We start from the raw sequence: 12571 nt of genomic DNA, 5'->3' as shown, positions 1-12571 counted from the left end.
TCAGAAGGCCGAGGCGATCAGGCTGGAGACGGTGTTCACGAGGAAGCCGAGCACCGTCGCCCCGCCCAGGCCGATGGCGATGCCGGCCCAGAGCCGATTGGCGCTCTTGCGGGCGGCGGCGATCCAGCCGAGGACGAGCGCCCCGATGCCGAAGATGAGCGAGACGATGTTGGCGACGCCGTAGACCAGGCTGTACACCTCGAAGCCGTTGCTGCTCACGAGTGCCGGAATGATGAACCCGAGCGCGAAGCTGACGACGAGCGGCACGAGTCCGAGTACCACGCCGATGCGGGCGAGGGCATCCGACTGGGCCGGCGCCGCAGGGGACTGCGCCTGGTAGTGGCCGGGGTACTCCGGCGCCTGTCCCGGCTGTGCCGGCGCGCCCGCGTACGGCGGCTGCGGTGCGGGCTGGGCGGTGGCGTCATCCGGCGTCGTCATGGCGCCCAGCCTCTCACGAATCAGGGGTGGGTTGGGATGCGGCGGTAGCCGTCGCGGGCGACGGTGACGATGGAGCAGACGACTGCGGTCGCGGCGAGGGCTGCGAAGAAGATGAGCGTGATCATGGCAGTAACGCTACGATTGATGTGATCCTGCCATGAGTGGCAGGAGAGTCACTCAACAAAGGAAAACTGCCATGAAGACGGTCGCCTGTGTCGTGCAGGACGGATTCGCACCGTTCGAGTTCGGGCTCGCCTGTGAGGCCTTCGGTCTGGATCGCAGCGACGAAGACATTCCGAACTTCGATTTCCGTATCGTCGCGCCCGACCCGGGCGCCGTGTCCAGCAACATCGGCTTCACGCTGAACGTCGACGCGGACCTCGCCTTCGCCGACGAGGCCGACCTCGTCGTCATCACCCCGATCCCGCGCGAGGGCTGGACGCACGTCGACGCCCGCGTCACCGACGTCGTCCGACGAGCCGTCGAACGCGGCGCGTGGGTGCTGACGGTCTGCAGCGGCGCGTTCGTCGTCGCCGCCGCCGGCGTGCTCGACGGGCGCCGCGCGACGACGCACTGGCGGTATGCGGCCGACATGATGCGCATGTACCCGAAGATCGACGTCGACCCCGACGTGCTCTACGTGCAGGACGGCCGCATCATCACGAGCGCGGGCACCGCCGCGGGCCTCGATGCGTGCCTCCACCTGCTGCGCATCGAGCTCGGGGCCGAGACCGCGAACAAGATCGCCCGCCGCATGGTGGTGCCGCCGCAGCGCGACGGTGGCCAGGCGCAGTTCATCGACCGGCCCCTGCCGATCACCGTGTCGCAGTCGCTGTCGCCCGTCACCGACTGGATGATCGAGAACCTCCGCGACGACCTCTCGGTCGACCAACTCGCCGCACGGGCCCACATGTCGCCGCGCACGTTTGCCCGCCGCTTCAAGGCCGACTACGGCACGACGCCCGCCGCCTGGCTCGGCCGTCAACGGCTCATCCAGGCGCAGCGGCTGCTCGAACAGACCGAGCTGGGCCTCGACGCGATCGCGTACGAATGCGGATTCGGGTCGGCCGCCGTGCTGCGCCAGAACTTCGCGCGGTCGCTCGGCATCACCCCCACCGCTTACCGCGCGCGCTTCTCGTGCGCCGACGCCGAGCGAATGCCGGACGCCGTCGCCTCGTGACGCGAGAGCCTGGGCCACGTGCCCTCGACGTGGTAAAGTTGAGCGCAAGCGACTCAAGTTTGAATTGCGCCATGGATTTCAGGAGTACACATGAACGCACAACCCACACCCGCGCAGGAGGAGCAGCAGAGCGCCCTCGAACAGTTCGGGATCAACCTCACCGACCGCGCACGGCAGGGCAAGCTCGACCCGGTCATTGGACGCGACAGTGAGATCCGCCGCGTGAGCCAGGTGCTCACCCGCCGCACCAAGAACAACCCCGTGCTGATCGGCGAGCCCGGCGTCGGCAAGACCGCCGTCGTTGAAGGCCTCGCGCAGCGCATCGTCGCAGGCGACGTCGCCGAGTCGCTCAAGAACAAAGAACTCGTCACCCTCGACATCTCGGCGCTCGTCGCCGGTGCCATGTACCGGGGGCAGTTCGAAGAGCGCCTCAAGAACGTGCTGAAGGAGATCACCGAGTCCGAAGGTCGCATCATCACCTTCATCGACGAACTGCACGTGCTCATGGGCGCGGGTGGTGGCGAGGGATCGGTCGCTGCATCCAACATGCTCAAGCCGATGCTCGCGCGCGGTGAGCTGCGCCTCATCGGCGCGACCACGCTCAACGAGTACCGAGAGTTCATCGAAAAGGATGCCGCCCTCGAACGGCGCTTCCAGCAGGTGTACGTCGGCGAGCCGAGCGTCGAAGACACCGTCGCGATTCTGCGCGGACTCAAGGGTCGCTACGAGGCGCACCATGGTGTCATCATCAGCGACGGTGCGCTCGTCGCGGCCGCAGCGCTCAGCAACCGCTACCTGCCGAGCCGTCAGCTGCCCGACAAGGCGATCGACCTGATCGACGAGGCCATGAGCCGCCTCAAGATGGAGATCGATTCGAGCCCCGTCGAGATCGACGAGCTGCGCCGGTCGGTCGACCGCATGAAGCTCGAAGAGCTCGCGCTGAAGAAGGAGAAGGATGCCGCCTCGAAGGAACGCCTCGTCGCCCTGCGCGAGCAGATGGCCGCGGCATCCGACGAGCTGGCCGCCCTCGAGGCGCGCTGGGAGCGGGAGCGCGCCGGCCTGAACCGGGTCGGCGAGCTCAAGAAGCAGCTCGACCAGGCCTACACCGAGCGCGACCGCGCGCTGCGCGAAGCCGACTACGCGCGCGCGTCGAAGCTCGAGTACGAGACCATCAAGCGCCTCGAGCAGGAGGTCGCCGACGCCGAACGCGCCGAGGCCGACCCGGCCGAGGAGCGCATGGTCAACGAGCAGGTCACCGATGAAGACATCGCCGCCGTCATCGCGGCGTGGACCGGCATCCCCGTCGGGCGACTGCTGCAGGGCGAATCCGAGAAGCTGCTGCACCTCGAGGCCGAGCTCGGCAAGCGCCTCATCGGGCAGAAGGAGGCGGTCGGGGCCGTATCGGATGCGGTGCGCCGTTCGCGCGCGGGCATCAGCGACCCCCACCGGCCCACCGGCTCGTTCCTGTTCCTCGGGCCGACCGGTGTCGGCAAGACCGAGCTCGCCAAGGCGCTCGCCGAGTTCCTCTTCGACGATGAGCACGCGATGGTGCGCATCGACATGAGCGAGTACGGCGAGAAGCACTCCGTCGCCCGGCTCGTCGGCGCCCCTCCCGGGTACATCGGCTACGAGCAGGGCGGGCAGCTCACCGAGGCGGTGCGGCGTCGCCCATACTCAGTCGTGCTGCTCGACGAGGTCGAGAAGGCGCACCCCGAGGTCTTCGACGTGCTGCTGCAGGTCATGGACGACGGGCGGCTCACCGATGGCCAGGGCCGCACGGTCGACTTCACGAACGTCATCCTGATCCTCACCTCGAACCTCGGCTCGCCGATCCTCATCGACCCGACCCTGTCCATGGATGACAAGCGCGAGCAGGTGCTGGCGCTCGTGCGGCAGGCCTTCCGCCCCGAGTTCGTGAACCGGCTCGACGACGTCGTGGTGTTCCAGCCGCTGTCGGAGGCCGACCTCGCCCAGATCGTCGAACTGTCGGTCGACGCGCTGCAGCGCCGGCTGGGGTCGCGACGGCTGACCCTGGCCGTCACGCCGGATGCCAGGGCGTGGCTTGCCGAGCGCGGCTACGACCCGATCTACGGCGCCCGGCCGCTGCGCCGCCTCATCCAGACCGAGGTGCAGGACCGCCTGGCCCGCGCGCTGCTGGCCGGCGGCATCCATGACGGCGACATCGTGCGCGTCGACGTCGCCCCGGACGGCTCCGCGCTGGTGCTCACGACCTAAGCCTCCCGGGCGTCGGGGAGGTTGCGGAGGCGCCAGAACGGGCCGATGACGACGGGGAGCGCTGACAGGAGCGCGCCGACGGTGCCGATCCAGAGGGTCGGGACCGTGCCGAGCCACGTGCCGAGCCAGCCGGCGGCGAGCGCCGAGAGCGGCATGACGCCCCAGACGCAGAAGCGGATGCTGGCGTTCATCCGCCCGAGCAGGCGCGGCGGCGTGATCCGCTGGCGGAACGTCACCTGCGTGATGTTGTAGACGAGCACCCCGAAGCCCATCAGCATCCCCTGCAGCACGAGCATGACGAATGCGGCGGGGGTCGGGAGGATCGCGGCGAGCGGGAACGGCACCATCGCGAGGCTGAAGCCGATCGCGCTCAGCGGGATGAGGCGGGCTTCGCCGAACCGCGAGACGAGCCGCGGCGTTGCGATCGCGCCGAGCAGTCCGCCGACCGCGCCGAGCGAGAACAACAGGCCCATCAGCTCGGGCGAGAATCCGAGGATGCGCAGGAAGAAGATCGGCGTCAGTGTGAAGACGAGGGTGCTGGTGAGGTTCGAGATCGCGGTGGTCGCCACGATGCGTCGCAGCAGCGGGTTGCCGAACACCCAGCGCAGGCCCTCCGCGATCTCGCGGTGCAGTGGTGCGCGGTCTTCGGGGGCGCGGCGCTCTTCGTGGTCGCGTGTGGACAGCAGCGCGATCATCGACGCGATGTAGGTGCCGACCGTCGCGAGGATCGCCATCGGTGCGCTGATGAGTCCTACCAGCCCGCCGGCGATCGCGGGACCGGTGAGCCCCGCGAGCTGTTGTGTCGACTCGAGCTTGCCGTTGGCGTCGGCGATCTGCTTCGGCTGCACGAGCGAGGGCACGAGTGACTGGTACGACACGTCGAAGAACACCGTCGCGATGCCGACGATCAGCGCCACCACGTACAGGTGCCACATTTCGAGGATGCCGAGCAGGTGCAGCGCAGGCACCGCGGTCAGCGCGAGGGCGCGCACGGCGTCGGCCCAGATCATGACGTGCCGCTTGCGCATGCGGTCGATCCACGCGCCGGCGGGGAGTCCCACGACGAGGAACGCCGCCATCGAGGCCGCGTTGAGGTAGCCGACCTGCGCCTCGGTGGCGTGCAGCAGCAGCACCGCGAGCACCGGGAGGGCGAGCTCGACGATCTGCGCACCGAACTGGCTGAGCGCCTGGCCGCCCCACATCGTGACGAAGTTGCGGTCGCGCCAGAGCGACGGGGCGGGCGCCGCGGCATCCGTTCCGTCGGGGCCGTTCGTGCCGTCCGCTGCATCGACTGATTGAGACATCTCGATCAGTATGCGCCGATCGATTGGGAAGTGTCAATCAGTCGGCTACGCTGGCCGCATGGACGATGCAGAGGCACGCGCGGCAGCCCGCGCGCTGAGTTCACCGCTGCGGATGCGGGCGCTGCGCCTGTGCCGGTTCGACGCGCGCACCAATAAAGAACTCGCCGACCTGCTCCAGGTCAATCCCGGCACGATGCTCCACCACGTGCGCACGCTCGTGGATGCCGGGTTCCTCGCGCCGCAGCCCGAGCGCACCGGCGCGCAGGGCGCTCGCGAGGTGCCGTACCTGGCGACGGGGCGTTCCTGGGACGCGCCGATGGAGAACGGCACCGCCGTGCTCATGGAGACGGTCCGCCAGCAGGTCGCGCTCGCCGACCCGGCACACGTCGAACTCGGCTGGCTCGGCCTCAAGCTGAACGCCGAGCACCGCGCCGAACTGCACGAGGCGGTGCAGGCGCTGTTCGCCCGCTACAAGGACGCACCGCCCGATCCCGACGGCGACCCCTACTCGCTGGTGGTCATCACCCACCCCGACCTCAACCCGCCCGGCGCCTGAGCCGGGCTGCCTGGCCGACGGACGCCGCCCCCCCGTGCACAACTGCGGGGATCCGCCGCGACACGCCGTCAGGCTCGATGGGTCGACGGCGTGTCGGGCGAGATCCCCGCAGTTGTGTTCGCGCCGGATGGGTCAGCGCGCGGGCCGGGCGGATGCCGGGGTCAGGCGTTGACGACGGCCGACTCGACGATCGGTCGGCGCACGCGAGGTGCCCGCTCGCCGTCGCGGCTGGCGACCGGAGCGTCGTCGATGGTGCCGGCAGCGCCGACGGCCATGACCGTGAAGGGGCGCAGGTCGCCGTCAAGGCCGAATGCGGCGGCGACGGCGTCGGGGTCGAAGCCGGTCATCTGGTGCGTGGCGAGCCCGCCCGAGTGGGCCTGTACGGTGAAGTGCGCCGCGGCCTGGCCGAGGTCGTAGAGCGCTGACGGAAACTCGCGGCCGTCGCGTGAGAGTTCGGCGACGAACACGACGAGCGCGCCCGCGGACGCAGCCCAGGCCTGGTTGAACGCGACGAGCGAGTCGACGACCTTGGCATGTGCGTCACTGCCGCGTCGCGCGACGATGAACCGCCAGGGCTGGTTGTTGAACGCGGACGGCGACCAGCGTGCCGCTTCGAGCGCTGCCGCGAGGGCGTCTTCATCGATCGCGGTGGCGCCATCGAACGCGCGGGTGCTCCAGCGCTGCGAGAGCACGTCGAGGATCGGGGTGTCGGTGGGTGCGGTGCGGTCGAGCAGATCGGTCATGGGAGGTCCTTCAAGGTGTCTGAACAATGCCGAGACACCGTCGTCCCGATCCATGCAACCGGATGCAGTGGCCGGATGTTCCCGGTGCGAGCTTTTGCGTCACAGAAGTCCGGCCGATCTTCGCAGCGTCGCGGAGTCCGCAACGCGTGCGGGCATGCGTACGGTGAACGCATGGGCATCGCGACGGCAGACCTCTACGACGAGCGCGGCGACGAGCTGGACTCGGTCGGCATCCAATTTCACGACATCGGCGGACACGTCGCGTTCGACGGGCCGGTGCGCACGATCCGCTGCCACCGCGACAACGCGCTCGTCAAGCAGACGCTCGCCACACCGGGAGACGGTGCGGTGCTCGTCGTCGACGGCGGAGGGTCGCTCGAGTCGGCGCTCGTGGGCGACCTCATCGCGGCATCCGCCGTCGAGCACGGCTGGGCGGGCGTCATCGTCAACGGTGCGATCCGCGACCGCGAGGCGATCGGGCAGTTGCCGCTCGGCGTGAAGGCGCTCGGGTCGAACCCCCGCAGGAGCGCGAAGGACGGCGTCGGAGAGGTCGACGTCGTCGTCGAGATCGGCGGGGTCGCGTTCCGCCCCGGCGCGCATGTGTGGGCCGACGCCGACGGCATCCTCGTCGAACGCTGAGCCGCGAAAACCACACCGACGTGAGAAACCACCCCTGCACGCGTGTGTCGCAGCAGGGGTGGTTTCTCGGCGGGCGGATGCCGGGGCAGGCGCGGACGCCGGGGTTCAGCCGGCGAGGGCCTCGCGCAGCTTGACCCGGGCGCCCATGCGCAGCAGCGAATTCTCGTAGATCTTCGCCCCGACCACGATCGCGGCGACGCACGTCGCGGCCAGGATCAGCAGCGAGAGCAGCGGCTCCCACCACTGCGCCTCGCCGAGGAACAGGCGCATCGGCATCCCGACCGGCGCCGAGAACGGCACGTACGACATGATCGTCATCACGAGCGGGTTGTCGTTGAAGAAGATGACCAAGAAGTACGGCGCCATGATGAGGAAGATCAGCGGTGTCGTGGTCGATCCGATGTCTTCCTGCCGCGAGACCATCGCGGCCGCGGCGGCGAACATCGCCGCCAGCAGCACGAACCCGAGCAGGAAGAACACCGCGAACCACGCCAGCGGCGCCCCGAGCCCGCCGAGCAGGGCGGTCTGCCCGGTGACGGTCAACCCCACCACGGCGATCGCCGCCAGGATGAGGATCTGCCCCATCGCGAGGATCGTGTTGCCGATGACCTTTCCGGCAAGCAGTGCCCGCACCGGGATCGCCGAGAGCAGCAGCTCCACGACGCGGGTCTGCTTCTCTTCGACGATCGACTGCGCGATGGTCGACCCGAACAGCTGCGCAGACATGAGGAACACGATGCCGAAGCCGAGCGCCACGAAGTAGCGCAGCATCGCGTCGGTCGACGACGGGTCGAGCATTTCGACCGGCGGCAGTTCGGCGAGCGACATCAGCAGGGATGTCGGGGCGGAGTCTTCGGCGAGCACGGCGAACCCGAGCGGCGATGCGCTGTCGGCGACGACCGCGGCATCCACATCGCCGGCGAGCACGAGCGCTTCGGCGTCGGCGCGGCTGCCGACCTCGGTGACCTCGAGGCCCTGCACACCGGCGACGTACTGCTCGGCGTCGGCCGTGACGGCGACGGGCGTGCCCGACGTGTCGCGTGCCTGGAGGCCTCCCCAGACCACCAGGGCGAGCGCCGCCAGGAACAGGATGGCGAACGAGATGATGAACGCCTTGCTGCGCAGCTTCGAGCCGATCTCGCGCTCGGAGACGAGCCAGACGCTCTGCAGGAACGACGGGGCGGGTGCGGTGCTCATCGGATGACCTCCTTGAAGATCTGCGAGAGGGACGGATGCTGCGGTGCGAAGCTCGCGACGTCGCCGCCGTCGATGGCACGGCGCAGCACGATCTGGGCGGTCTCGTCGCTGTCGACGTCGAACACGGCGTAGCCGCCGTCGAATTCGAGCACCTCGACCCCGGGCACGTCACGCAGCCAGCCGGCATCGCCTGCCGAGACGAGTTCGAACCGGTTCTGCGCGTGCTCGGCTCGCAGCCCGTCGCGGGTGCCGGCGGCGCGGATCGTGCCCCCGGCGATGATCACGAGGTCATCGCACAGGCGCTCGACGACATCGAGCTGGTGCGACGAGAACAGCACCGCGACGCCCTGCGCGGCGCGGGCCTGCAGGACCCCGGCGACCACCTCGACGGCGATCGGGTCGAGGCCAGAGAACGGCTCGTCGAGGATGAGCACCTCGGGATCGTGCACGAGGGATGCCGCGATCTGCGCGCGCTGCTGGTTGCCGAGCGACAGGGTCTCGACGTTGTCGTCGAGGCGCTCGCCGAGCCCGAGCTCTTCGAGGAGTGCGCGGGCGCGAACCGTGGCATCCGCCTTCGAGAATCCGTGCAGGCGGGCGAGGTACACGATCTGCTCGAGCACCTTCATCTTCGGGTACAGCCCGCGCTCTTCGGGCATGTAGCCGAAGCGGCGGCGGTCGGCGCTCGTGACCGGCTCACCGTCGATCGTGACGGTGCCGCCGTCGCGGCTGAGCAGTCCGAGCGCGATGCGCATCGTGGTGGTCTTGCCGGCGCCGTTGCCTCCGACGAAGCCGGTGAGCCGCCCGGGGGCGACCGTGAACGTGATGTCGTCGAGCACGCGGCGACCGCCGTAGCTCTTCGTGATGCCCGTCAGCTCGAGCATGGTGCCTCCTCGGGGATGTCGTGCCTCCACGCTACGAACCCCGCGCCCGCCACACATCCGTCCCGCGGCGGATCCCCCGGCATCCGCCGTCGGAGGGATGCCGGGGGATGCCGGGGGTGCCGGGGGAGACGCACGCCGAGGTCGCGTGCACAACGTCGCCATTCCGCAGCCCGGTGCCCTGGAACCGGGCCGCTCGACCGCTCAGCGCACCGGATTGGCGACGTTGTGCACGCCGGGGCTCAGCCCTCAGGCGAGGCCGTGGCGGTGGGCGTAGACGACGGCGGCGACGCGGTCGCGGGCGCCGAGTTTCTGCAGCAGGTTCGACACGTGGGTCTTCACGGTGGCCTCGCCGATGAACAGTTCCTTCGCGATCTCGCCGTTGCTGTAGGCCTGCGCGAGCAGGCGCAGCACTTCGCTCTCACGGTCGGTGAGGTCGACGGCGATGCCGGATGCCGGGGGCGCCGGCTCGGCAGCCCCGATGGGGTCGCTCGTTCCCGCGAACCGCTCGATGACCCGCCTCGTGACTGCGGGCGCCAGCAGGGCATCGCCCGCCGCCGCAACTCGCACGGCGGCGACCAGGTCTTCGGGGCCCGCGTTCTTCAGCAGAAAGCCGCTCGCCCCGGCAGACAACCCCTGGAACAGGTAGTCGTCGCGGTCGAAGGTCGTGACGATCACGACGGCCGACGCGACGGCCGGGTCGGCGACGATGCGCCGGGTCGCCTCGAGCCCGTCCATGTCGGGCATCTGCACGTCCATGCAGATGACGTCGGGGTGCAGTTCGGATGCCGCGGCCACCGCCGCCGTCCCCGTGCCCGCTTCGCCGACGACGGTGATGTCGTCTTCGGCCTCGAGGATCATCCGGAACCCCGCCCGCATGACGGCGTGGTCGTCGACCAGCAGCACGCGGATCACGCGGGTGCTCCCGCCGGGGCCGCGGCGGCGACGGGCACTCGTGCCCGCACGAGGAACCCGCCGCGCGGACGTGGGCCCGCCTCGACGGTGCCGCCGGATGCCGCGGCGCGCTCGCGCATGCCGACCAGCCCCAGGCCGGGGCGACCGCCGGCACGGTTGAGTCCCGTGTTGGTGACTTCGAGTTCGACCGCGTCGGTCGCGTAGCGCAGGCGCACGTCGGCGGTGGCTTCGGGCCCGCCGTGGCGGCGCGCGTTCGTGAGCGCCTCCTGCGCGATGCGATACAGGTTCACCTGCACGAGGGCGGGCACTTCGACCGGTTCGCCGACGACCGTGAGCGTCGTCGGGAGGCCGTTCTCGCGGGCATGCGCGACAAGGTCGTCGATCGTCGCGAGTGACAGGGTCGAGTCGTCGGGAGTGTCGGCATCCGGTGTGCGGAGCGTGTCGAGCAGGTGGTGCAGGTCGTCGATCGCCGCTCGCGCCGACGTCTCGATGCCGGCCAGTGCGGTGCGCGCGGCGGTGGGGTCACGGTCGAGCACGGTGCGGGCAGCGCCGGCCTGCACGCCCATCGCCGAGACGTGGTGGGCGACGACATCGTGCAGTTCGCGGGCGATGCGCACCCGGTCGAGCGCGACGGCCTGTGCTGCCGTCAGTTCGCGCTCCCGTTCGAGTTCAGCGGTGCGCTCCTCGATGACGAGGCGGGCGATCGCCTGCGCGTACGCGCGCTCGCCGAAGTAGTAGGCGCCGCCGAAGAAGGCGGCGTTGACGAGCAGGTTGATGAGCGAGAACGCGACGAACGGCGACATCGCACCGGCCTGCGACAGTGCGCCCTCCGCCGGGTCGGTCGCGGCCTGGAACATCGTGACGAGCAGCCACACGAACATGCCCGCGATGACGATGACGCGCACGACGGTCGCGCGCCGCCGGTCGTCGACCCACGCGCCGACGGTGTACATCGCGATGAACAGGGCGATCTGGCTGACGTAGAACTCGGGCACCCGTGCGCTCATCGCGACGAAGTAGGCGACCGCGACGACGATGAGCACGGTGCACGGAAAGCGACGTCGCACGGCCAACGGCACCGTCATGCCGGCGGTGTAGAGCAGCGCCCAGCCGAGGCCCGGCGTCTCCTCTTCGTAGAAGACGCCTGCGATCTGTCCGAGCCAGGCGCTCAGCACGGCGCCGAGCAGCAGCGCGCCCGCAAGCCACACGTCCGCCTGCAGTTGGCCGGACGTCGGGGGATGCCGTCGTGTGACGGCCGCATCCGTTATCGACATGGCTCCAACGCTACGGCGCACGGCGGGCACCGGCATCCCCCGCACGGCGGATCGAATCGGGGCCGGGCGACGGTGACGCGGTCAGGTGCGCGAGGGAGCGACTGCGCGGCGGCCGACGAACAGCCACGCGGCGGCGCCGACCAGCGGAACGAAGATCACCAGCAGGGTCCACACGAGCGCCTGAAGCGTCGTGAGGCGCTTCGCGGACCGGGCGAGCGACACCAGCGCGACCACGGCGAACACCGCGATCGCGATTGCGACGATCGACCAGGCGATGTCGTATCCGGCCGGCAGCAGCGGGTTCACGGTGTCCATGCCGTCAGCCTATCGACGCGGGTCCCGCCGCTCAGAAGATCATCGGGCGCTCGTCGTCGTCCTCGCCGTCGAGGTCGAGGTCGACCATCACCGGCACGTGGTCGCTGGGGATCTCGCCCTTGCGCTCGTTGCGGTGGATGACTGCACCCGCCACGGCATCCGCGAACGCGGGGGAGCCGAGGATGAAGTCGATGCGCAGCCCCTCGTTGCGGGGGAAGCGCAGCTGCTTGTAGTCCCAGTACGTGTAGCCGGTGGGCACGAGCGGCCGGACGGTGTCTGCCAGCCCCGCGTCGAGGAGCGCCTGGAACGCGGCCCGCTCGGGCGGTGAGACGTGGGTCGTCACGCCCTCGATGACGGTCGGGTCGCCGTTGTCGTCGTCGGTGGGGGCGATGTTGAAGTCGCCGGTCAGCGCGAGGGGCAGGTGGGGCTGCGCGGCCAGCGTGGTCGCCGTGTATTCGCGCAGGGCCTCCAGCCACGCCAGCTTGTAGGCGTAGTGCGGGTCATCGAGCGAGCGACCGTTGGGCACGTAGAGGCTCCACGCGCGGACGCCGCCGATCGTCGCGCCGATCGCGCGAGCCTCCTGCGGCGGATGCGGGTCGTCGGGGTTCTTGCTGAAGCCGGGCATGCCGGGGAAGCCGATCTCGAGGTCTTCGATCGGCTCACGGCTGGCGATCGCGACGCCGTTCCACTGGTTCAGTCCGTGCGCCTCGACGTGGTAGCCCGCCGCCTCGAACTCGGCGTACGGAAACTGCTCCGGCTTGCACTTGATCTCCTGCATGAGCAGCACGTCGACGTGCTCGCGCACCGCGAAGTCGACGGTGCGCACGACGCGCGCGCGGATGGAGTTCACGTTCCAGGTGGCAAGACGCATGCATCCAGCCTATTTCGCCCCGCCGA

Annotated in this window: 13 protein-coding genes; 4 read left to right on the top strand and 9 right to left on the bottom strand. The window is 69.8% G+C overall.

Annotated elements, in window-relative coordinates; all coding sequences use genetic code 11:
- Positions 1–438, bottom strand: a complete 438-nt coding sequence (locus tag ACSF8R_RS06850) for a hypothetical protein (RefSeq protein ID WP_434811119.1) — start codon at positions 436–438, stop codon at positions 1–3.
- 196 nt (positions 439–634) lie between these two features.
- Between ACSF8R_RS06850 and ACSF8R_RS06845 the strand changes: the two genes are divergently transcribed.
- A complete protein-coding gene (locus tag ACSF8R_RS06845) occupies positions 635–1618 on the top strand; it encodes a GlxA family transcriptional regulator (protein WP_434811118.1) in 984 nt (327 codons plus the stop codon).
- A gap of 90 nt (positions 1619–1708) precedes the next feature.
- On the top strand, positions 1709–3853 hold the full coding sequence (locus tag ACSF8R_RS06840) for an ATP-dependent Clp protease ATP-binding subunit (protein ID WP_434811117.1): 2145 nt from the start codon (positions 1709–1711) through the stop codon (positions 3851–3853).
- Here ACSF8R_RS06840 and ACSF8R_RS06835 read toward each other — a convergent pair.
- Positions 3850–5157, bottom strand: coding sequence for an MFS transporter (locus ACSF8R_RS06835; RefSeq protein ID WP_434811116.1), 1308 nt, complete (start codon positions 5155–5157; stop codon positions 3850–3852). The two genes, ACSF8R_RS06840 and ACSF8R_RS06835, sit on opposite strands and share 4 nt — an antisense overlap.
- Positions 5158–5215: 58 nt before the next feature.
- Here ACSF8R_RS06835 and ACSF8R_RS06830 point away from each other — a divergent pair, with 58 nt between their 5' ends.
- Positions 5216–5713 carry an ArsR/SmtB family transcription factor gene (locus ACSF8R_RS06830; protein ID WP_434811115.1) on the top strand — a complete coding sequence of 166 codons (498 nt, stop codon included), beginning with the start codon at positions 5216–5218 and terminating at the stop codon, positions 5711–5713.
- Between the two features lie 161 nt (positions 5714–5874).
- Here ACSF8R_RS06830 and ACSF8R_RS06825 read toward each other — a convergent pair whose 3' ends face one another.
- Positions 5875–6456 carry a nitroreductase family protein gene (locus ACSF8R_RS06825; RefSeq protein ID WP_434811114.1) on the bottom strand — a complete coding sequence of 194 codons (582 nt, stop codon included), beginning with the start codon at positions 6454–6456 and terminating at the stop codon, positions 5875–5877.
- Between the two features lie 171 nt (positions 6457–6627).
- Here ACSF8R_RS06825 and rraA point away from each other — a divergent pair, with 171 nt between their 5' ends.
- Positions 6628–7095, top strand: coding sequence for a ribonuclease E activity regulator RraA (rraA, locus tag ACSF8R_RS06820; RefSeq protein WP_434811113.1), 468 nt, complete (start codon positions 6628–6630; stop codon positions 7093–7095).
- 105 nt (positions 7096–7200) lie between these two features.
- Here the strand turns inward: rraA and ACSF8R_RS06815 are convergent, their stop codons facing one another.
- The 6 genes from ACSF8R_RS06815 to ACSF8R_RS06790 form a co-directional block, all read right to left on the bottom strand.
- Positions 7201–8292: an ABC transporter permease gene (locus ACSF8R_RS06815; RefSeq protein ID WP_434811112.1), complete on the bottom strand. Its 1092-nt coding sequence runs from the start codon at positions 8290–8292 to the stop codon at positions 7201–7203.
- A complete protein-coding gene (locus ACSF8R_RS06810) occupies positions 8289–9173 on the bottom strand; it encodes an ABC transporter ATP-binding protein (protein ID WP_434811111.1) in 885 nt (294 codons plus the stop codon). The genes ACSF8R_RS06815 and ACSF8R_RS06810 overlap by 4 nt, the downstream gene beginning before the upstream one ends.
- Positions 9174–9419: 246 nt before the next feature.
- Positions 9420–10085: a response regulator gene (locus tag ACSF8R_RS06805; RefSeq protein ID WP_434811110.1), complete on the bottom strand. Its 666-nt coding sequence runs from the start codon at positions 10083–10085 to the stop codon at positions 9420–9422.
- Positions 10082–11359 carry a sensor histidine kinase gene (locus tag ACSF8R_RS06800; protein WP_434811109.1) on the bottom strand — a complete coding sequence of 426 codons (1278 nt, stop codon included), beginning with the start codon at positions 11357–11359 and terminating at the stop codon, positions 10082–10084. Before ACSF8R_RS06800 ends, ACSF8R_RS06805 begins: the two co-directional genes overlap by 4 nt.
- Before the next feature lie 81 nt (positions 11360–11440).
- A complete protein-coding gene (locus tag ACSF8R_RS06795; RefSeq protein WP_434811108.1) occupies positions 11441–11674 on the bottom strand; it encodes a PLDc N-terminal domain-containing protein in 234 nt (77 codons plus the stop codon).
- Between the two features lie 31 nt (positions 11675–11705).
- On the bottom strand, positions 11706–12545 hold the full coding sequence (locus ACSF8R_RS06790) for an exodeoxyribonuclease III (protein ID WP_434811107.1): 840 nt from the start codon (positions 12543–12545) through the stop codon (positions 11706–11708).
- Positions 12546–12571 lie beyond the last annotated feature (26 nt).

The organism is Microbacterium sp. bgisy189 (assembly GCF_965345345.1).
In the GTDB taxonomy this organism is placed as follows: domain Bacteria; phylum Actinomycetota; class Actinomycetes; order Actinomycetales; family Microbacteriaceae; genus Microbacterium.
This window is presented reverse-complemented; position numbering and strand designations above follow the sequence as displayed.

Excerpts from the sequence above, each read along its gene's own strand:
- ACSF8R_RS06830 (WP_434811115.1), top strand. The coding sequence starts at position 5,216 with ATGGACGATGCAGAGGCACGCGCGGCAGCCCGCGCGCTGAGTTCACCG.
- ACSF8R_RS06815 (WP_434811112.1), bottom strand. The coding sequence starts at position 8,292 with ATGAGCACCGCACCCGCCCCGTCGTTCCTGCAGAGCGTCTGGCTCGTC.
- ACSF8R_RS06835 (WP_434811116.1), bottom strand. The coding sequence starts at position 5,157 with ATGTCTCAATCAGTCGATGCAGCGGACGGCACGAACGGCCCCGACGGA.
- ACSF8R_RS06840 (WP_434811117.1), top strand. The coding sequence starts at position 1,709 with ATGAACGCACAACCCACACCCGCGCAGGAGGAGCAGCAGAGCGCCCTC.
- ACSF8R_RS06795 (WP_434811108.1), bottom strand. The coding sequence starts at position 11,674 with ATGGACACCGTGAACCCGCTGCTGCCGGCCGGATACGACATCGCCTGG.
- ACSF8R_RS06845 (WP_434811118.1), top strand. The coding sequence starts at position 635 with ATGAAGACGGTCGCCTGTGTCGTGCAGGACGGATTCGCACCGTTCGAG.
- ACSF8R_RS06810 (WP_434811111.1), bottom strand. The coding sequence starts at position 9,173 with ATGCTCGAGCTGACGGGCATCACGAAGAGCTACGGCGGTCGCCGCGTG.
- ACSF8R_RS06850 (WP_434811119.1), bottom strand. The coding sequence starts at position 438 with ATGACGACGCCGGATGACGCCACCGCCCAGCCCGCACCGCAGCCGCCG.
- ACSF8R_RS06790 (WP_434811107.1), bottom strand. The coding sequence starts at position 12,545 with ATGCGTCTTGCCACCTGGAACGTGAACTCCATCCGCGCGCGCGTCGTG.
- ACSF8R_RS06800 (WP_434811109.1), bottom strand. The coding sequence starts at position 11,359 with ATGTCGATAACGGATGCGGCCGTCACACGACGGCATCCCCCGACGTCC.
- rraA (WP_434811113.1), top strand. The coding sequence starts at position 6,628 with ATGGGCATCGCGACGGCAGACCTCTACGACGAGCGCGGCGACGAGCTG.
- ACSF8R_RS06825 (WP_434811114.1), bottom strand. The coding sequence starts at position 6,456 with ATGACCGATCTGCTCGACCGCACCGCACCCACCGACACCCCGATCCTC.